The 18,214-nt window shown below is 60.0% G+C and carries 19 protein-coding genes; 16 read left to right on the top strand and 3 right to left on the bottom strand.

Annotated features, from left to right (window positions below; translation table 11 throughout):
* The first annotated feature begins 2 nt into the window (after positions 1–2).
* The 8 genes from JAO73_RS18120 to JAO73_RS18085 all read left to right on the top strand — a co-directional run bounded on the left by JAO73_RS18120 (position 3) and on the right by JAO73_RS18085 (position 7,877).
* A complete protein-coding gene (locus tag JAO73_RS18120) occupies positions 3–1,190 on the top strand; it encodes an NADH dehydrogenase (quinone) subunit D (RefSeq protein ID WP_046244293.1) in 1,188 nt (395 codons plus the stop codon).
* Positions 1,191–1,211: 21 nt separating this feature from the next.
* Positions 1,212–1,784, top strand: a complete 573-nt coding sequence (locus tag JAO73_RS18115; protein ID WP_198978714.1) for an NADH-quinone oxidoreductase subunit NuoE family protein — start codon at positions 1,212–1,214, stop codon at positions 1,782–1,784.
* Positions 1,785–1,815: 31 nt separating this feature from the next.
* Positions 1,816–3,156, top strand: a complete 1,341-nt coding sequence (nuoF, locus tag JAO73_RS18110) for an NADH-quinone oxidoreductase subunit NuoF (protein ID WP_198978556.1) — start codon at positions 1,816–1,818, stop codon at positions 3,154–3,156.
* 126 nt (positions 3,157–3,282) lie between these two features.
* Positions 3,283–4,299 (top strand): NADH-quinone oxidoreductase subunit G, encoded by a 1,017-nt coding sequence (locus tag JAO73_RS18105; RefSeq protein ID WP_198978555.1) that lies wholly within the window; start codon positions 3,283–3,285, stop codon positions 4,297–4,299.
* Positions 4,300–4,401: 102 nt separating this feature from the next.
* Positions 4,402–5,481: an NADH-quinone oxidoreductase subunit NuoH gene (nuoH, locus tag JAO73_RS18100; protein WP_190922691.1), complete on the top strand. Its 1,080-nt coding sequence runs from the start codon at positions 4,402–4,404 to the stop codon at positions 5,479–5,481.
* Positions 5,482–5,486: 5 nt separating this feature from the next.
* The gene (locus tag JAO73_RS18095) at positions 5,487–6,071 is read left to right on the top strand and encodes a NuoI/complex I 23 kDa subunit family protein (RefSeq protein ID WP_233169275.1); all 585 of its coding nucleotides are present in this window, start codon (positions 5,487–5,489) and stop codon (positions 6,069–6,071) included.
* Positions 6,072–6,200: 129 nt separating this feature from the next.
* Entirely contained in the window at positions 6,201–6,710 is a 510-nt protein-coding gene (locus JAO73_RS18090; RefSeq protein WP_190922689.1) for an NADH-quinone oxidoreductase subunit J family protein, read from the top strand.
* Between the two features lie 192 nt (positions 6,711–6,902).
* Positions 6,903–7,877, top strand: a complete 975-nt coding sequence (locus JAO73_RS18085) for a phytanoyl-CoA dioxygenase family protein (protein ID WP_198978554.1) — start codon at positions 6,903–6,905, stop codon at positions 7,875–7,877.
* A gap of 150 nt (positions 7,878–8,027) precedes the next feature.
* Here JAO73_RS18085 and JAO73_RS18080 read toward each other — a convergent pair whose 3' ends face one another.
* Positions 8,028–8,216 carry a hypothetical protein gene (locus tag JAO73_RS18080; protein WP_190922688.1) on the bottom strand — a complete coding sequence of 63 codons (189 nt, stop codon included), beginning with the start codon at positions 8,214–8,216 and terminating at the stop codon, positions 8,028–8,030.
* A gap of 238 nt (positions 8,217–8,454) precedes the next feature.
* Here JAO73_RS18080 and JAO73_RS18075 point away from each other — a divergent pair, with 238 nt between their 5' ends.
* On the top strand, positions 8,455–9,273 hold the full coding sequence (locus JAO73_RS18075) for a hypothetical protein (RefSeq protein WP_198978549.1): 819 nt from the start codon (positions 8,455–8,457) through the stop codon (positions 9,271–9,273).
* A 58-nt stretch (positions 9,274–9,331) separates the two neighbouring features.
* Here the strand turns inward: JAO73_RS18075 and aspS are convergent, their stop codons facing one another.
* A complete protein-coding gene (gene aspS, locus JAO73_RS18070; protein ID WP_198978547.1) occupies positions 9,332–11,098 on the bottom strand; it encodes an aspartate--tRNA ligase in 1,767 nt (588 codons plus the stop codon).
* Positions 11,099–11,268: 170 nt separating this feature from the next.
* Here aspS and JAO73_RS18065 point away from each other — a divergent pair, with 170 nt between their 5' ends.
* From JAO73_RS18065 to JAO73_RS18035, 7 genes are all read left to right on the top strand, one after another.
* A complete protein-coding gene (locus JAO73_RS18065; protein ID WP_190922685.1) occupies positions 11,269–11,709 on the top strand; it encodes a T9SS type A sorting domain-containing protein in 441 nt (146 codons plus the stop codon).
* 73 nt (positions 11,710–11,782) lie between these two features.
* The gene (locus tag JAO73_RS18060) at positions 11,783–12,334 is read left to right on the top strand and encodes a hypothetical protein (RefSeq protein WP_190922684.1); all 552 of its coding nucleotides are present in this window, start codon (positions 11,783–11,785) and stop codon (positions 12,332–12,334) included.
* 9 nt (positions 12,335–12,343) lie between these two features.
* Positions 12,344–12,775 carry a nucleoside deaminase gene (locus tag JAO73_RS18055; RefSeq protein ID WP_233169274.1) on the top strand — a complete coding sequence of 144 codons (432 nt, stop codon included), beginning with the start codon at positions 12,344–12,346 and terminating at the stop codon, positions 12,773–12,775.
* 106 nt (positions 12,776–12,881) lie between these two features.
* Positions 12,882–13,496 (top strand): superoxide dismutase, encoded by a 615-nt coding sequence (locus JAO73_RS18050; RefSeq protein ID WP_198978545.1) that lies wholly within the window; start codon positions 12,882–12,884, stop codon positions 13,494–13,496.
* Between the two features lie 216 nt (positions 13,497–13,712).
* Positions 13,713–14,843, top strand: a complete 1,131-nt coding sequence (locus tag JAO73_RS18045; RefSeq protein WP_198978543.1) for an alkene reductase — start codon at positions 13,713–13,715, stop codon at positions 14,841–14,843.
* Positions 14,844–15,058: 215 nt separating this feature from the next.
* Entirely contained in the window at positions 15,059–16,348 is a 1,290-nt protein-coding gene (locus JAO73_RS18040; RefSeq protein ID WP_198978542.1) for a nucleoside permease, read from the top strand.
* 40 nt (positions 16,349–16,388) lie between these two features.
* Complete coding sequence (locus JAO73_RS18035) at positions 16,389–17,483, top strand: AAA family ATPase (RefSeq protein ID WP_198978540.1); 1,095 nt, start codon at positions 16,389–16,391, stop codon at positions 17,481–17,483.
* Positions 17,484–17,599: 116 nt separating this feature from the next.
* Here the strand turns inward: JAO73_RS18035 and JAO73_RS18030 are convergent, their stop codons facing one another.
* Positions 17,600–18,010 carry a nucleoside-diphosphate kinase gene (locus JAO73_RS18030; RefSeq protein WP_198978538.1) on the bottom strand — a complete coding sequence of 137 codons (411 nt, stop codon included), beginning with the start codon at positions 18,008–18,010 and terminating at the stop codon, positions 17,600–17,602.
* Positions 18,011–18,214 lie beyond the last annotated feature (204 nt).

The raw sequence follows: 18,214 nt of genomic DNA, 5'->3' as shown, positions 1-18,214 counted from the left end.
TCATGCCCCTGCTCAACGACTTCAGCCAGGAGCTGACGACGCTGAACCTGGGCCCCACGCACCCGGCCACGCACGGCATCTTCCAAAACATCCTGCAAATGGATGGCGAGCGGATTGTGTCGGGCGTGCCCACCATCGGCTACATCCACCGCGCATTTGAGAAAATCGCGGAGCGTCGGCCGTTCTACCAAATCACGCCGCTCACCGACCGGATGAACTACTGTTCGTCGCCCATCAACAACATGGGCTGGCACATGACGGTGGAGAAACTGCTCGGCGTGACCGTGCCCAAGCGGGCGCAGTACATGCGCGTAATTATGATGGAATTGGCCCGCATTGCCGACCACCTGATTTGCAACTCCATCCTGGGCGTAGACACGGGTGCCTTCACCGGCTTTCTGTACGTGTTCCAGGAGCGGGAGAAGATTTACGAAATCTACGAGGAGGTGTGCGGCTCGCGCCTGACTACCAACATGGGCCGCGTGGGCGGTATGGAGCGGGATTTCTCGCCGGTGGCGCTGCAGAAGCTCCGCGACTGGCTGAAGACCTTCCCGGCCGTGATGAAGGAGTTCGAGTCGATGTTCAACCGCAACCGCATTTTCATGGACCGCGTGGTGAACGTGGGCCCGATTTCGGCGGAGAAAGCGTTGAACTACGGCTTCACCGGCCCCAACCTGCGGGCCGCCGGCGTCGACTACGACGTGCGCGCCATGAACCCCTATTCGAGCTACGAAGACTTCGAGTTCGATATTCCGGTGGGCACCAACGGCGACACCTACGACCGTTTCATCGTGCGCAACGAAGAGATTTGGCAGAGCCTGCGCATCATCAAGCAAGCGCTGGAAAACCTGCCCGAAGGCCCCTACCACGCCGATGCCCCGCACTACTACCTGCCCGCCAAACAGGAAGTGTACAAGAACATGGAGGCCCTGATTTACCACTTCAAAATCATCATGGGCGAGATTGATGCGCCTGTGGGTGAAGTGTATCACTCCGTGGAAGGCGGCAACGGCGAGTTGGGTTTCTACCTGATTTCGGACGGCGGCCGCACGCCCTACCGCCTGCACTTCCGCCGGCCATGCTTCATCTATTACCAAGCTTACCCGGAAATGGCCGTGGGCACGACGCTGTCGGACGCCATTGTCATTCTCTCGTCCATGAACGTCATCGCCGGCGAGCTGGACGCCTAGTTTTCTGTGAATCTGACTGATATGGAGCCGACCACCGCGCCTACCAAACCGCAATTTTCTCCCGCCGCCCAAGCGGAAATCAAGCGCTTGCTTACGCACTACCCGGAAGACCGGAGCAAGTCGGCCCTGCTGCCGATTCTGCACATTGCGCAAGCCGAGTTCGGCGGTTGGGTAAGCCCCGAAGTACAAGACTTGGTTGCCGAAACGCTGAAAATCAAGCCGATTGAAGTGTACGAGGTGGCCACGTTCTACACCCAATACAACCTAAAGCCGGTGGGCAAGCACGTGCTGGAAATCTGCCGCACGGGCCCCTGCATGCTACGCGGCTCCGATGAGCTGACGGCGCACCTTGAGCGCATCACCGGCGCCAAAGTGGGCGGTACCTCTCCCGACGGTACCTTCACCCTGAAGGAAGTGGAGTGCTTGGCCGCCTGCGGCTTCGCTCCCATCGTGCAGGTGCGCGAGAAATACTACGAGCAGCTCGACACGCCGGAAGCGGTGGATGCCATGCTGAACGAATTGAAGAGCCTGGTGCACCGCCCCATCCTGCCTTGGGAGGAAACGGGCTTGCCCAACTCGCTGAAGAACTACTAATCGGCTGGCCATCAGCACAACGCTTACCTCTATGGGCCGCAAGCTATTAACTGAACATATCAACGTCGAAGGCATCGATACCTTCGAGGTGTACCGCAAGCACGGCGGCTACCGCTCCGTGGAAAAGGCGCTCAAAACCATGACGCCCGATGAAGTGGTGGAAGAAGTGAAGAAGTCGGGCCTGCGTGGCCGCGGCGGCGCGGGCTTCCCCACGGGCATGAAATGGAGCTTCCTGGCCAAGCCCGAGGGCGTGCCGCGCTACCTCGTCTGCAACGCCGACGAATCGGAGCCGGGCACCTTCAAGGACCGTCAGTTGATGTCGAAACTGCCCCACCTGCTCATCGAGGGCATGATTACGGGCAGCTACGCCTTGGGCGCGCGCACCAGCTACATCTACATCCGCGGCGAGTTGTTGTACGTGCTGCGTATTCTGGAAAAGGCCATTGCTGAGGCTTATGCCGCTGGTTTTCTGGGCGAGAACATCCTCGGCTCGGGTTACTCGCTCGACTTGCACGTGCACCCCGGCGCCGGCGCCTACATCTGCGGCGAAGAAACCGCGCTACTGGAGTCGCTGGAAGGCAAGCGCGGCAACCCGCGCAACAAGCCGCCATTCCCCGCTGTGCAGGGTCTATACGCTCGCCCCACGGTGGTAAACAACGTGGAAACCATCGCGGCTGTCGTTCCGATTGTGAACGAAGGCGGCGACGAGTACGCCAAGCTGGGGGTGGGCAAAAGCACGGGCACTAAGCTGATTTCGGCTTGCGGCCACTTGAATAAGCCCGGCATCTACGAAATTGAGCTGGGCGTGCCGGTCGAAGAATTCATCTACTCCGATGAGTACTGCGGTGGCATCTGGAAAGGGCGCGACCTGAAAGCTGTAGTGGCTGGTGGTTCGTCCGTGCCGATTTTGCCCAAGGAGCTCATCCTGAAAACTGCTGCCGGCGAAAACCGCCTCATGACTTACGAGTCGCTGAGTGACGGCGGCTTCGTGACGGGCACCATGCTGGGCTCCGGCGGCTTCATTGCGATGGACGAAGCCACGTGCATCGTGAAGAACACCTGGAACTTCAGCCGCTTCTACCACCACGAGTCTTGCGGGCAGTGCTCGCCCTGCCGTGAAGGCACGGGCTGGATGGAAAAAGTACTGCACCGCTTGGAGCACGGCCACGGCTCGATGCACGACATCGACCTGCTGGTGAGCGTGGCCAAGCAGATTGAAGGCAACACCATTTGCCCGCTCGGCGAAGCCGCGGCGTGGCCGGTGGCTGCGGCCGTGCGCCACTTCCGCCACGAGTTTGAGTGGCACGTGACCAATCCCAAAGAGGCGACTGCCCCCGGCGCGGCTTACCGCGGTGCCCCGGTGCTGGCGTAATTTCAACTTCTGTCATGCTGACGAAGGAAGCAACTTATCACGGCTACCTTCATCAGAACCTGATATTAACCGAGCACTGCGAACGTGATAAGATGCTTCGCAAGCTCAGCATGACAAAACCATCCAATGGCTAAAATAACCTTCGACGGCATTGAGGTAGAGGTTCCGGACGGAACCACTATCCTGAACGCGGCCCGCCAGATTGGCGGGAGCGTGGTGCCGCCCGCCATGTGCTACTACACTCCGCTAAAGGGCTCGGGCGGCAAGTGCCGCGCCTGCCTCGTAAAGGTTTCGGCCGGTTCGGCGAAAGACCCGCGGCCGATGCCCAAGCTGGTGGCCTCGTGCATCACCACGGTGCAAGACGGCATGGTGGTGGAAAACACCATCAACCAGCAGGTGCTGGATGTGCGCAAAGGCATCGTGGAAATGCTGCTCATCAATCACCCGCTCGACTGCCCGGTGTGCGACCAAGCCGGCGAGTGCAGCCTGCAGGACTTTGCCTTCGAGCACGGCGTGAGCACCACCCGCTACGAGGAAGAGCGCCGCACCTTCGAGAAAATCGACATCGGCCCGCTCATCCAGTTGCACATGACGCGCTGCATCCTGTGCTACCGCTGCGTGTACACCGCCGACCAGCTCACCCCCGAGCGCGTGCACGGCGTACTGGGCCGCGGCGATGCCTCAGAAATTGGCACCTACATCGAAAACATCATCGACAACGAGTTCAGCGGCAACGTCATCGACGTGTGCCCGGTGGGCGCGCTGACCGACAAGACCTTCCGCTTCAAGCAGCGCGTGTGGTTCACGAAGCCCGTGAATGCCCACCGCGACTGCGAGAACGAGAAGTGCGGCGGCCGGGTAACCCTCTGGTACAAAGGTAAGGACGTGCTTCGCGTGACGGCCCGCAAAGACGAGTACGGTGAAGTGAAGGAGTGGATTTGCAACACCTGCCGCTTCGACAAAAAGGAAACCTCGGACTGGGTGCTCGAAGGCCCGGCGCACATCAACCGCGCCTCGGTTATCTCGGCCAACCACTACGAGTTGCCCGTGGTGAACCCGCAGGTGCTGGCCGACCTACCGGAAAGCACTACCCGCGAGCTGGAACGCAACCCGCCCCTCCGTTTGGGCGGCATTAATGGCTAATTGATTGAGGTGCTGATTGAATGATTTGCTGATGTGCTGGCCACATCACGAATTAAGGAACCAACAGCACATTAGCACATCAAAAAATCAACACATCAACACATGACTCTTCCCGCACTGGGCTGGCAAGGCCTCGTCGTTCTGGCAACCTTCGGCATTTCGCTGCTGATTGCCACGTATTGCACCTACGCTGAGCGCGTAATTGCCGCATTCCTGCAAGACCGGGTGGGCCCAGACCGCGCCGGTCCCTTTGGCCTGCTGCAGCCGCTGGCCGATGCCGTGAAGCTCTTCACCAAAGAAGAATTCTTCCCGGCCGGCGCCAACCGCGCGCTGTTCGTGTTTGGCCCCTGCCTGGCCATGGTCACGGCGTTGATGTCGTCGGCGGTAATTCCGTTTGGCAACTTCCTGCAGTTCGGCGACACCATCATTCACCTGCAGGGCATCGAAATCAACGTGGGGATGCTGTACGTGTTCGGCATTGTGTCGCTGGGCGTGTACGGCATCATGATTGGCGGCTGGGCGTCGAACAATAAGTTCTCGCTGCTCGGTGCCATCCGCGCCGCCTCGCAAAACATCAGCTACGAAATCGCCATGGGCCTCGCCCTGATTGCCGTGCTGATGATGTCGGGCACGCTCTCGCTGCGCGAAATCACGCTGCAGCAGTCGGTGGCCGGCGAGTGGCACTTCTGGAACATCGCCAAGCAGCCGCTGGGCTTCATCATCTTCATTGTGTGCGCTTTTGCTGAGACTAACCGTACGCCTTTCGACTTGCCTGAATGCGAAACCGAGTTGATTGGCGGCTACCACACCGAGTACAGCTCCATGAAAATGGGCCTGTACCTGTTTGCTGAGTACATCAACGTATTCGTGGCGTCGGCCGTGATGAGCGTGCTGTACTTCGGCGGCTTCAACTTCCCCTTCCAATACGAGCTGCGCGATTGGCTGGTGTCGAGCCGCGGCTTGGAGCTGGTGACGGCCCAAAACATCATCACCATCCTCGGGCTGGTGGGCTTGTTCGCCAAAATCTTCGGTTTCATCTTCTTCTTCATGTGGGTGCGCTGGACGCTCCCGCGCTTCCGCTACGACCAGCTGATGCGCCTGGGCTGGACCATCCTCATCCCCCTGGCCATCTTCAACATCATGCTGACGGGCGGCCTGATTACGTTCGGCGTGATTAAATAACGACCATGGAATCCCTTAGCAAACGCGCCAAAGTTCTCGAAAAGAAGCCCATGACTTTCGCCGAGCGGGCTTACCTGCCGGCCATTTTCCAGGGCCTGACCATTACGATGCGGCACTTTTTCCGGGCCGCAACCAAGAAGCAAGTCACCGTCCGCTACCCTGACGAGACGCGTCCTTTCTCGCCCGTGTTCCGCGGCCTGCACGTGCTCAAGCGCGACGAAGCCGGCCGGGAGCGGTGCACCGCTTGCGGCCTGTGCGCCGTGGCCTGCCCCGCCGAAGCCATCACCATGGTGGCCGGCGAGCGCAAGAAGGGCGAGGAAAACCTCTACCGCGAGGAGAAGTACGCCGTGAGCTACGAAATCAACATGCTGCGCTGCATCTTCTGCGGCCTGTGTGAAGAGGCCTGTCCGAAAGCCGCCGTGTACCTGCAAGCCGACAAAATGGCCCCGCCGCGCTTCGAGCGCGACGAGTTCATCTACGGCAAAGACCGGCTGGTGGAGCCCGTGACGCCGGATAACCGCTCGAAGCGCGGCATTCAGCTCACGCCCGAGCAAGCCGACAAGCTGCGTTCGCAAATGCAGACGGTTTAAAGAACTGTCATGCAGAGCGCAGCGAAGCATCTCGCTCGCTTTGTTGAACGATTGAGTTACCATTGCACGCGAGATGCTTCGCTGCGCTCTGCATGACGTTGTTTTGGCGTGGTGCTCTAACCCGTTGTTATGTCCCCTCTCTTCCTCTTTCTTTCGTTCGTGGCCCTGCTGAGTGCATTGGGCGTGGTGCTGGCCAAAAACCCGGTGCACAGCGTGCTGTTCCTCATCCTCACGTTCTTCACGCTCTCCGGCCACTATTTGCTGCTGAACGCGCAGTTCCTGGCCGCCGTGAACATCATCGTGTACGCCGGCGCCATCATGGTGCTGTTCCTGTTCGTGATTATGTTCCTGAACCTGAACGAAGAAACGGAGCCCCACAAGCCCGCCCTGGCCAAAATTGCGGCCGCCATTGCCGGCGGCTCGTTACTGTTGATTCTGGTGGCGGCGCTGCGCAACGTGAGCCCCGCCGGTTACGACGCGGCCAGCTTCGATTCGCAAATCGGCATGGTGGACCGGCTGGGACTGGTGCTTTTCAAAGAATACGCGCTGCCGTTTGAGCTGGCGTCGATTCTGCTGCTGGCGGCCATGGTGGGTTCGGTGATGCTGGGCAAGCGCGAGACGGGCGAGCGCAACTTCTAACGCAACCCTCCCTGATTAATAGGCGGCAACCGAAAACTCGGTTGCCGCTTTTTTTGTGGCTTTATGTAATTTACGGCCCCTGGTTGGCCTCCGTAAAGCCTGCGTTACATGCTGTTCAAAAACCTACTAAAGAAAAAACCTACTGACTCATTGGCGGATACTGAAGAGCTTGGTGGCCTGGGGGTGATGTATTTGAAACGGTACTGGTCGCAGGTGCTGGCCCGGCGCAATGGCCTGTTGGTAGCACCAACGGAGCAGAACTGGCGGTTCGACAACTTGCTGCTGAATGGCCTGGGGCTGCCGATAGAGGAAACCCTGCGGCACCTGATGCACGCCGCCCCCACTTTTGCCGAGTTCGAGGCTTGGGTGCTGGCCAAAAACGGCGGCCACCTCGACCCGATGCAGGTTGCGCGGCTCAACAGCTTGTTTACGGGCAAGCCTTACCCGGCCGCTTTGCAGCAGAACCTGCGCGAAGTGGAAGCAGCCCCCGATGTGCTGAGTGCCGAGGACTTAGCGTTTTGGGACGAGCACGGGTACGTGGTGGTGCGCGGCGCCGTCTCGAAAGAACAGGCGCGGGCCACCGAGCTGGCGGTGTGGGAAGCGCTTGGCATGGACCCGCTCGACCCTGCCACCTGGTACCAAAAACCCATTGGCAAGGGCATTATGATGGATTTTTACCACCATCCTACCCTACTGGCCAACCGGCAATCGAAGCGAATTCGGAAGGCTTTTGCGCAGCTGTGGCACACCGCCGACCTGTGGAAAACCACCGACCGCACCAGCTTCAACCCGCCCGAGACCAAGCTCTACCACTTCCCGGGGCCGCACCTGCACTGGGACATGAGCCTGGAACCGCCCTTCCGCTTCGGCACGCAAGGCCTGCTGTACCTCTGCGATACGCCGGCCGAGCAAGGTGCCTTTTGCTGCGTGCCGGGCTTCCACCGCCAGCTGGAAAGCTGGGTGGCCGACTTGCCGCCCGGCACCGACCCGCGCCGGGTAAACCTGGACGACCTGGCCGTGCCCATTGCAGCCGAGGCGGGCGACTTCGTGATTTGGCACCACGCGCTGCCGCACGGCAGCAGCCCCAACCGCGGCACTTACCCGCGCATCGTACAATACCTGAACATGTACCCGGTGGAGTTCAAAGAGACCCTGGCTTGGCGCTAGCGCCGCAGCCGTTCAGCCGTTGTGCCCCAAACGCAAAAGAGCCGCGCCTTTTAGGCACGGCTCTTTTTATATCAATAGGAAGTATAGCTGGCGGGAGATATTACGGTGCTGATTGTATGTATAGTTGGTTCCGAATTACTCGGCAGGGTGTTAGTTATAGGAAGCGGTAGTGGCCACGCCTGGCACCCGCACCACAGCCGTGGAACGAATGGGCATGGAACGGTAGGTGGGCACGCGCATTTTGTAGACGGGCGAAGAAGCCAACTGCACGCGCATCAAGGAGGCGCTCAGCGTAACCCAGAACAGAACAACAGCGGCGAAGAAGTAAAATTTGGTCATGGGTGCGAGTCGTGAGGCGTTTAAGTGATACAAACCTACTCGGCGCCTCAGGGGCAACGGTTGCCTCTTCGTTTAGTCAGGGTCGTTGCACGGTGAACCGGGCGTTTTGCGGTGTCAGCACTTCGCAACTCAGGGTAGTTCGATTATAAAAAAGCGGCGACTGAAGTATCAGTCGCCGCTTTCTGTTTCTAAAGCTTCCTATCATTGCGTTGGGTATACAAAAAGCAGATACAAATCGATGGCGACAGACGGAGTAAAAATTATTGACGGCGATTTAGCGCACGATGTATATAGCACATTCATGGAAATGTATGATGCCGGCGCTTCCATTCAAGAAATTAAAGCGGCCGTTGAACAGCCTTTCGACGCAGAAGATGGTTTCGACTACGAAATCTATATTACCGTTTATGCCCTAGCCCTTTGGCAAACAGGGCAATTGACGCACGACATCATTGCGGAAGTTGATGAAGCAATTGCGCACGGCGCAGGCGTCAAAGTCTGGCAGAATGAATGCGGAGCAAAAGAAGGGCAAAAGCGTCAGCGCAAGTTGGAAAAACTGCGAGAGAAACTATCAACGCCTAATCCCAAGCCTCGCAAGTGTAGAATATATAAACTGGTTACAAAATTTATTTTTGAGGAAAACACGGTTTTAACATTCCAACTTCCCGACGGCGCTTATCGTGCAGCTATTTTGATGGAGGTATTTCAACATCAAGGACGTAGTGAGTACCGATTTCTTGCATCAACTTATGCAGCAACAAGCAAGCCCAACATCGCAGAGATTAGCAACGTGGAAGTATTAGGAAGGAAAATTCCCTCTGGATTCGGACAGTATAAAACCGGACTCGATGTCGTTGCTATTGGCCCAAAATTGCTACGCTCGTTTGCAGACAAATTTGAATCAATCGGAAAAATAGAATTACGCTCCGAATCAAAATATGTAGGTGCTTACAGTGGCGCCCGAGACTTTGAAAGCTTTTGCTGGAACTGGTTGAATACAGCTCTTTATATCAAGAATCTTGGCGGGACTGCTATTCCGCTAAATGAATTGATATAAATAAAAAGCGGCGACTGATTCCTCAGTCGCCGCTTCCGTGTACTACAGTTCAAAAACCCTACGACATCGCCACCACGTCGGTCTTGATGCTTAGTTCCTTCAGCTGCGCATCGGCAATGGGCGAGGGCGAGTCTATCATCACGTCGCGGCCGGAATTGTTTTTGGGGAAGGCAATGAAGTCGCGGATGGAATCCGAGCCGCCGAAGAGGCTGCAGAGGCGGTCGAAGCCGAAGGCGAGGCCGCCGTGGGGCGGGGCGCCGTACTCGAAGGCATCGAGCAGGAAGCCGAACTGGGCCTGGGCCTCCTCGGGGGTGAAGCCGAGCAGCGAGAACATGCGGGCCTGCACGGCGCGGTCGTGGATGCGGATGGAGCCGCCGCCGATTTCTACGCCGTTTATCACGAGGTCGTAGGCGTTGGCTCGCGTCTGGCCGATGGTGGCGGGGTTGTCGAGCAGGGCCAGGTCTTCGGGCTTGGGCGAGGTGAAGGGGTGGTGCATGGCGAAATGACGGTTTTCCTCCTCGCTGAATTCGAGCAGCGGGAAGTCAATCACCCACAGCGGCGAGAACGAGTTGGGGTCGCGCAGACCCAGGCGGCGGCCCATTTCGAGGCGCAGCTCGCTGGCGGCTTTGCGGGTTTTGGCTTCGGCGCCGGCCAGCAGCAGCAGCAGGTCGCCGGGGTTGGCGTTGAAGGCCGCTTTCCACTTCTGCAGCTCGTCCTGCGAATAGAACTTATCGACCGAGGATTTCACCTGGCCGTCGGCCTCCACGCGGGCGTACACGAGGCCGGTGGCGCCGATTTGGGGGCGCTTCACCCACTCGGTCAACTCGTCGATTTGCTTGCGGGTGTAGGCGGCGCAGGTGGCGGCGTTGATGCCCAGCACCAGCTCGGCGTTGTCGAACACGGGGAAGCCTTGGCCTTTAGTAGTACCGGTGAGGTCGGTGAGCTTCATGACGAAGCGGGTGTCGGGCTTGTCGTTGCCGTAGTCGCGCATGGCCTCAGCGTAAGTCATGCGGGGCACGGTGGGAAAATCGAGGTTTTTAATTTCCTTGAACAGGTAGCGCACCAGGCCCTCGAACATGTCGAGGATGTCTTCCTGCTCCACAAACGCCATTTCGCAGTCAATCTGCGTGAATTCGGGCTGGCGGTCGGCGCGCAGGTCTTCGTCGCGGAAGCACTTCACGATTTGGAAGTAGCGGTCGAAGCCCGACACCATGAGCAGCTGCTTGAACGTCTGGGGCGACTGCGGCAGGGCGTAGAACTCGCCGGGGTTCATGCGCGAGGGCACCACGAAGTCGCGGGCGCCTTCGGGCGTGCTCTTGATGAGCACCGGGGTTTCCACTTCGATGAAGTCCTGGCCGTCGAGGTAGCGGCGCACGGCCTGGGCCATGCGGTGGCGCAGCACCAGGTTGTTGCGCACGGGGGTGCGGCGCAGGTCGAGGTAGCGGTACTTCATCCGCAGGTCGTCGCCGCCGTCGGTGTCGTCTTCGATGAGGAAGGGCGGGAGCTTGGCGGGGTTGAGGATTTCCAGCGTGGTGGGGCGCACCTCGATGGCGCCGGTGGGCATTTTGTCGTTTTTGGAGTGGCGCTCCACCACGTTGCCGGTTACTTGCAGCACAAACTCGCGGCCGAGGTGGCGGGCGGTTTCGCGCACGGCGTCGGCTTCCACGCCTTCTTCCAGCGTTACCTGGGTGAGGCCGTACCGGTCGCGCAGGTCAATCCAGAGGATGGAGCCTTTGTCGCGGGTGCGCTGCACCCAGCCGCACAGGCTGACGGTTTGACCAATGTGTTCGGGGCGAAGCTCGCCGCAGGTGTGGGTACGTAACATGGACCGCAGATTTAACGAATTCTAACAAATGGAACGGATTGCCGGGGTTCCGCTTTTTTGTGCGAAGGTAGCCATTGGCCCGGCGGGGCGGAAACCCAAACTTTGGTACGGAGTATGCAAAGGCCGGCAGTAGCTGCGTTCCTTTGTCTTCTCAATCCCTTCAGCTTTTCATGAAACTCCTCCCCTCTCTCGCGCTGGCCACGGCCTTGTTGTGCGCCGGCACCGCGCAGGCCCAAACCAAAATCAAGACCAAAAGCAAGTCGGACGCCTCCGGCACCGTCGTCAAATCGAAGGGCACGGCCGATGCCGTGACGCTCGACGGCCCCATCAAGCGCATCGAAACGCTCTCGGGCATCGACGTTTTTCCCAAGCCGAACTCGACCAGCATCCTGCTCAGCTTCACGCAGCAATTCACCAAGCCCGGTACGCTGGTGATGACCGACTACAAAAACAAAGTCATTTACCAGACCGAGCTCGACCCCGCCAACAACACCGGCGCCCCGGTTGATTTGGGCAAGATTCCGGCCGGCACCTACCTCGTCGAAGCCAAAACCGGTAACTACGTGTACTGGAAGAAAGTCCGCATCAAGTACCCGGCCGTGCGCCGCTAAGCCCCGCGCTTTCACCGTGCCCCGGCCCCACAGCCGGGGCACTACTTTTATCCCCGCATCGTTGCCGTTAGCCATGAAGTTCCTGTCGTTTTTTCTGCTGATTTTCGGCCTCACGGCGTTTGCGCCGCCGGTCAAACTCACCACCACCAAGCTGGGCTCGGGCCTAAGCGTGGGCGTTCCCGTGGGCTTCGCGCCCCTGCCCGACGACGGCATTGCCGTGAAATACCCTTCGCCGCGCAAGCCGCTGGCCGTGTTTTCCAATCCCAGCGGGCGCGTCGATTACAGCGTGGCCGTGCGCCCCACCACCTTCGAAAGCTTCGATTACGGCGTGCTGATTAAGATTTATAAGTCCAGCATCCAGCGCTTGTACACGAAAGTCGATTTCCTGAAGGAAGACATTCGCACCGTGAATGGCCGCGACTTTATCTACTTTGAATTTGTATCGACCGTGACCGATGCCCGGCGCACGGGCAGCCAGCTGGCGCCCATCAAGCGCTACCAGGCGGTGCAATACGCCATTCAGGGCACGCAGCTGTACGTGTTCACCTTCGTGGCCCCGGCCGAGGAGCAGGCGCAGTGGCAGCCCACGGCCCAGGCCGTGATGAACGCCATTGTGATGAAATAAGCGCCGGACATGACCGACGACTATTTCATGCTCCAGGCCTTGGCGGAGGCCGAAAAAGCCCTGGAGGCCGACGAGATTCCCATCGGTGCGGTGGTGGTGTTTGAGAAGCAAATCATCGGGCGCGGCTACAACCAGACCGAGCAGCTGCGCGACGTGACGGCCCACGCCGAAATGCTGGCCCTGACCGCCGCCGCCAACCACCTAGGCAACAAGTACCTAGCCGACTGCACGCTCTACGTCACCATCGAGCCCTGCGTGATGTGCGCCGGCGCCAGCTACTGGGCCCAACTCAAGGCCGTGGTGTTTGGGGCCGACGAGCCCAAGGTGGGTTTCCGGCGGCACGGGCAGCTGCTGCACCCGCGCACCACGCTGCGTGGCGGCGTGCAGGCGGCCGAATGCGCCGCCCTCATGCAGGACTTTTTCAACCTAAAGCGGAAATAGTCTATTTTTGATTCTGCGCCGGGCCGCCCGCAACCTAGCGGCGGCTTCGCGGGTTAAGTACCTTCAACACTTTCGTACCCTTACCACCCCCAAACCCTTTTCACTAATGGCATTCGAACTTCCGAAACTTCCTTATTCCTACGACGCCCTCGAACCCGCGTTCGACGCGCAAACCCAGGAAATTCACCACACCAAGCACCACCAGGCCTACGTGACCAACCTCAACGCCGCCATTGCCGGCACGGAGATGGAAAACCAGTCGCTGGAGGAAATCCTGCACAACATCGCCAAGGCCCCCGTGGCCGTGCGCAACAACGGCGGCGGCCACTGGAACCACTCGCTGTGGTGGACCATCCTCTCGCCTAACGGCGGCGGGCAGCCCATCGGCGCCGTGGGCGAAGCCATCACCAAGTCGTTTGGCACCTTTGACAAGTTCAAGGAGGAATTCACCAAAGCCGCCACCACGCGCTTCGGCTCGGGCTGGGCGTGGCTCTGCAAGCAGGCCGACGGCTCGGTGCAAATCTGCTCTACTCCCAACCAGGACAACCCGCTGATGCCCGACTCGGGCTGCAAAGGCATTCCGGTGCTGGGCCTCGACGTGTGGGAGCACGCCTATTACCTCAAATACCAGAACCGTCGCCCCGACTACATCGCGGCTTTCTTCAACCTGATTAACTGGGACGAGGTGAACCGGCGCTTTGCCGAAGCCACGCCCGCGTAGGGTTTTGGTTTACACGAAGTTAATCTAACGCGAAAGCACCCCATAAAAAGCCCGTTCCACGCCGTGGAGCGGGCTTTCTGATTTGCTGGAAAATTGCCGACGCACATAACCGAAGGATAATCATCAGGGCGAAAACAATTCGTGTACGTACCTGCTTTATAGCCGCGTTTCATCAACAGCCTGTCGCGCGCAACGCACCGCGGCTTTCCCCTCATCATGTCAAACAAAGCATTCGAACCGGCCAAGCTTGGCTCGCTCACCCTCGCCAACCACCTCGTGATGGCCCCCATGACGCGCAGCCGCGCCCTGGGCAACGTCCCCAACGAGTTGATGGCCGAGTACTACCGCCAGCGCGCGACCGCCGGCCTCATCATCACGGAAGGCACTTCGCCCTCGGCCAACGGGCTGGGCTACGCCCGCATTCCCGGCTTGTTCAACCAGGAGCAGGTCACCAACTGGCAACGCATTACCGAAACCGTGCACCACCACGGCGGCCACATTTTTGTGCAGCTGATGCACGCCGGCCGCATTTTCCACGGCCACAACCTGCCCGAAGGCGCCGAGGGCGTGGCCCCCTCGGCCATTGCCGCCGCCGGCGACATGTGGACCGACCAAGCGCAAATGCAGCCCAACGCCACTCCGCGCGCCCTGCGCACCGAGGAGCTGGCCACCGTGCGCGACGAGTACGTGCACAGCGCCAAGCTGGCCCTCGAAGCCGGTTTTGACGGCGTGGAGCTGCACGGCGCCAACGGCTACTTGCTGGAGCAATTCCTAAACCCGGCCTCCAACCAGCGCACCGACGCGTACGGCGGCAGCGTGCAAAACCGCGCCCGCTTCGTGCTCGAAGTGACCCGCGCCGTGGTGGAGGCCATTGGGGCCGAGCGCACTGGCATTCGCCTCTCGCCCTGGGGCGTGGCTTCCGACATGCCGCACTACCCCGAGATTGACGAAACCTACGCCTACCTGGCCGAGGAGCTGCAGAAAATTGGCGTGGTGTACGTGCACCTCGTCGACCACTCCAGCATGGGCGCCCCGGCCGTACCCGCCGAAACGGTGGCCACCATCCGCGAGAAATTTACCGGCACGCTCATCTTGGCCGGCGGCTACACCAGCATGGACCAGATTGAGGCTGCCCTGGCCGACAAAGCCGACCTCGTGGCCATCGGCCGCCCCTTCATCTCGAACCCCGACCTGGTAGAGCGCCTGAAGGCCGGCCAGCCGCTGGCCGAGCCCGATTTCGCCACCTTCTACGCGCCCGGCCCCAACGGCTTTGCCGACGGCTACACCGACTATCCCCTGGCCGATGGCCAGCCGGCCGGCACGTTCTCGCCCAGCTACGAGGCCTAGCCCCGCCCGGCTCCCGCTCGCAAAAAGTCCTGGCCTGTAAGGCCAGGACTTTTTTTATGTCTCTCTGCCTGGCGTCGGTGCTAAGGCGTGGCCCGGTGAATTGGCCAACGGCGGCTTGGACGTCCTATCCACTGGCTTGGCTGCCGGCTTCTGTGCGGCTGGCGTGTATCTTTAGCGACTAATTCCCACCTTCCTGATATTTAAACAGACTCCGCATGAACACTAAGTTGCGCCTGACCATCCTGAGTTTTCTCCAGTTTTTTATCTGGGGCTCGTGGCTGATAACGATTGGCGCGTATTGGTTTCAAACGAAGCAGTGGTCGGGCGCGCAGTTTGGCGCCATCTTCTCGACCATGGGCATCGCCTCCATTTTCATGCCCTCCCTCATGGGCATCGTGGCCGATAAATACATCAACGCGGAGAAGCTCTACGGCATTCTGCACATCCTGGGCGGCCTCACGCTCTGCACCATCCCGATGGTGACGGACCCCGGCACGTTCTTCTGGGTGATACTGCTGAACATGATTTTCTACATGCCCACGCTGTCGCTGTCCATTGCCGTGTCGTTTTCGGTGCTGAAAACCGAAGGGCTCGACGTGGTGAAGGACTACCCGCCCATCCGGGTGTGGGGCACCATCGGCTTCATTGTGGCCATGTGGACGGTGAGCCTGTTGGGCTTTGAGAAAACGGCCGGCCAATTTTACGTAGCGGCCGGCGCGGCCTTCCTGCTGGGCCTCTACTCGTTCACGCTGCCCAAGTGCCCGCCGCAGTCCTCCAACACGTCGAGCCAGGGCCTGATGGAAATTCTGGGCCTGAAGTCGTTCGCCATCCTGCGCGACCGCAAGATGCTTACCTTCTTTCTGTTTGCGCTGCTGCTGGGCGCCGCCCTGCAGCTCACCAATGCTTACGGCGACACCTTCCTGCACGATTTCGACAAGACCCCGGCCTACCAGGACACCCTCACGGTGAAGTACCCGGCCATCATCATGTCCATCTCGCAGATTTCCGAAACGCTGTTCATCCTGGCCATTCCGTTCTTCCTGCGCCGCTTCGGCATCAAGCAGGTCATGCTGTTCAGCATGATTGCGTGGGTGCTGCGCTTCGGCCTGTTCGCCTACGGCAACCCCGGCTCGGGCCTCTGGATGATTATCCTCTCGTGCATCGTGTACGGCATGGCGTTCGACTTCTTCAACATCTCGGGCTCGCTCTTCGTCGAGACGCAGACGCAGCCCAGCATCCGGGCCAGCGCCCAGGGCTTGTTCATGATGATGACCAACGGCTTCGGTGCTGTGCTGGGCAGCTCGCTGAGCGGTATCATCATTCAGACCTACTTCACCGATGCCAACGGCGTGAAGGACTGGCACAGCATCTGGCTCACGTTTGCGGGCTATGCGCTGGCCATTGCCGTGCTGTTTGTGCTCATCTTCAAGCACAAGCACGTGCCGCAGCAGCACTCCGAAGAAACCACCCACCCGGAAGGGCTGCTTTCGGTGGAGCAGGCGTAGCCCGCGGCCAAAATTCGTTTTCCAAGCAGCACCACCCGGCATGGCGCCCCCGCGTTCTTCCCCCGCCCCCGACCTTTCCCTCAGCTACACGCAGCACGGGTTCCAGCCCGTGGCGTGGTTCTACGCCACGTTTGGCGAGCTGCCCCGGCGCGAGATTTACCAGCTGGCCTCTGTCGAAGCCCGGCAGGCCGTGCTGAACACGCTGGCCGAAACCCACGACGTGGACCGCGCCACCGTGGTGCATTCGGTGTACGTGGAAGAAGCCGGCAAAGCCCCCGAGCTGCAGCACCACGCGCTGTCGTTGGGCCCCCACGCGCTGCTATGGTTCTACGACCGCGGCATCTACGGCGACCAGGCGGCGCAACTCTACTACTCGCCCACAACCGACCCAGCCCTGCTGGCCCAGCTCCGGGCGCTGCTCACCGCGCACCTCGAAACCGGCAAAATCGAGCGCAAGCGCATTCAGGTGCTGCGCCTGACCACCGGCGACCTGGAGTTCAGCCCGCTGCCCATCACCATTCCGGCCCTGGACCTGGCCACGCACTACAACGATGACCTGCTGCCGGCCCACGAAACCATTGTGGAGCGCCTGCAGAAGCCCAACGACAAGGGCATCATCATCCTCTACGGCCCGCCCGGCAACGGCAAAACCAGCTACATCCGCCACCTCTGCGGCCTCACCGACAAGCCCAAGCTCTTCATTCCGCCCAACCTGGCCGCCCGCATCGCCGACCCGGAATTCATCAACCAGCTCCACGACAACACCAACTCCATCCTGCTCATCGAAGACGCCGAAGAGCTGCTGACCAAGCGCGACGGGGCGGGCGGCAACGCCGTGAGCAACCTGCTGAACCTGTCCGACGGCTTGCTCTCCGACGGCTTCCACATCCAGATTATCTGCACCTTCAACACCGAGCTCTCGCGCATCGACAAAGCCCTGTTGCGCAAGGGCCGCCTCATTGCCGCTTACCACTTCGGCCCCCTCGCGGCCGACAAGGCGCAGGCCCTGGCCACAGCGCTTGGCCAGACGGACCCCATCACCGAGCCCACCTCGCTGGCCGAGCTCTACAACCGCGAGCCCAATACCTTCACCGAGCTGGAAACCAGCAACAAACGCATCGGATTCAGCCGCTAAGCTATGAGGCACGGCACAAATTTGGTATAAAAAAAGTCCGATTTTAGCACAAATGAAAAGCCCGCCCTGCAACGTGCAGGGCGGGCTTTTTGGCGAATTAAGCGCCTGGCGGCAGCTTACTTCGAGCCGAAGAAGAAGTCGCCTTCAATCTGGGCGTTTTCGTCGGAGTCGGAGCCGTGCACGGCGTTGGCTTCGATGCTCTTGGCGTATTTCTTCCGGATGGTGCCTTCCTCGGCGTTGGCCGGGTTGGTGGCGCCGATGAGGGTGCGGAAATCGGCCACGGCGTTGTCTTTCTCCAGAATGGCGGCCACGATGGGGCCGCTCGACATGTACTTCACCAGGTCGTTGTAGAAAGGACGCTCGGCGTGCACGGCGTAGAACTGGCCGGCGCGCTCGGCGGTGAGGGTAAGCTTTTGGAGCTCCACGATGCGGAAGCCGCCGGCCTCTATCATGCTCAGGATACCACCGATGTGGTTTTCCTGGACGGCGTCGGGCTTAATCATCGTGAACGTGCGGTTGGTGGCCATTGTTGGGCTGGGGAGGGTTGGTTGAAAACTAATTGTGGCGCAAAAGTAGCCACAAAGCCGGTGGCTTTCCTTGGCCGAGCGCGGCCGGGCATTGGGATAGCCGGACAGAACCTTCCGGGGGGGCCGCGTTGTTAAGACAAGATTTCTTCCGACTTTTGCCGCCCCAATTATTTGTAAGCCACCGGCCCTCCGTTCCTTGCCGGG

This window comes from Hymenobacter miniatus (assembly GCF_016427455.1).
GTDB classification, from domain to species: domain Bacteria; phylum Bacteroidota; class Bacteroidia; order Cytophagales; family Hymenobacteraceae; genus Hymenobacter; species Hymenobacter armeniacus.
Note: the sequence above shows the minus strand (reverse complement) of the source record. Positions and strands in the feature narration are given on the sequence as shown.

What these genes read in the sequence shown, in the direction of transcription:
- JAO73_RS18120 (WP_046244293.1), top strand. Translation starts at nt 3, where the DNA reads ATGCCCCTGCTCAACGACTTCAGCCAGGAGCTGACGACGCTGAACCTG.
- JAO73_RS18115 (WP_198978714.1), top strand. Translation starts at nt 1,212, where the DNA reads ATGGAGCCGACCACCGCGCCTACCAAACCGCAATTTTCTCCCGCCGCC.
- nuoF (WP_198978556.1), top strand. Translation starts at nt 1,816, where the DNA reads ATGGGCCGCAAGCTATTAACTGAACATATCAACGTCGAAGGCATCGAT.
- JAO73_RS18105 (WP_198978555.1), top strand. Translation starts at nt 3,283, where the DNA reads ATGGCTAAAATAACCTTCGACGGCATTGAGGTAGAGGTTCCGGACGGA.
- nuoH (WP_190922691.1), top strand. Translation starts at nt 4,402, where the DNA reads ATGACTCTTCCCGCACTGGGCTGGCAAGGCCTCGTCGTTCTGGCAACC.
- JAO73_RS18095 (WP_233169275.1), top strand. Translation starts at nt 5,487, where the DNA reads ATGGAATCCCTTAGCAAACGCGCCAAAGTTCTCGAAAAGAAGCCCATG.
- JAO73_RS18090 (WP_190922689.1), top strand. Translation starts at nt 6,201, where the DNA reads ATGTCCCCTCTCTTCCTCTTTCTTTCGTTCGTGGCCCTGCTGAGTGCA.
- JAO73_RS18080 (WP_190922688.1), bottom strand. Translation starts at nt 8,216, where the DNA reads ATGACCAAATTTTACTTCTTCGCCGCTGTTGTTCTGTTCTGGGTTACG.
- JAO73_RS18075 (WP_198978549.1), top strand. Translation starts at nt 8,455, where the DNA reads ATGGCGACAGACGGAGTAAAAATTATTGACGGCGATTTAGCGCACGAT.
- aspS (WP_198978547.1), bottom strand. Translation starts at nt 11,098, where the DNA reads ATGTTACGTACCCACACCTGCGGCGAGCTTCGCCCCGAACACATTGGT.
- JAO73_RS18065 (WP_190922685.1), top strand. Translation starts at nt 11,269, where the DNA reads ATGAAACTCCTCCCCTCTCTCGCGCTGGCCACGGCCTTGTTGTGCGCC.
- JAO73_RS18060 (WP_190922684.1), top strand. Translation starts at nt 11,783, where the DNA reads ATGAAGTTCCTGTCGTTTTTTCTGCTGATTTTCGGCCTCACGGCGTTT.
- JAO73_RS18055 (WP_233169274.1), top strand. Translation starts at nt 12,344, where the DNA reads ATGACCGACGACTATTTCATGCTCCAGGCCTTGGCGGAGGCCGAAAAA.
- JAO73_RS18050 (WP_198978545.1), top strand. Translation starts at nt 12,882, where the DNA reads ATGGCATTCGAACTTCCGAAACTTCCTTATTCCTACGACGCCCTCGAA.
- JAO73_RS18045 (WP_198978543.1), top strand. Translation starts at nt 13,713, where the DNA reads ATGTCAAACAAAGCATTCGAACCGGCCAAGCTTGGCTCGCTCACCCTC.
- JAO73_RS18040 (WP_198978542.1), top strand. Translation starts at nt 15,059, where the DNA reads ATGAACACTAAGTTGCGCCTGACCATCCTGAGTTTTCTCCAGTTTTTT.
- JAO73_RS18035 (WP_198978540.1), top strand. Translation starts at nt 16,389, where the DNA reads ATGGCGCCCCCGCGTTCTTCCCCCGCCCCCGACCTTTCCCTCAGCTAC.
- JAO73_RS18030 (WP_198978538.1), bottom strand. Translation starts at nt 18,010, where the DNA reads ATGGCCACCAACCGCACGTTCACGATGATTAAGCCCGACGCCGTCCAG.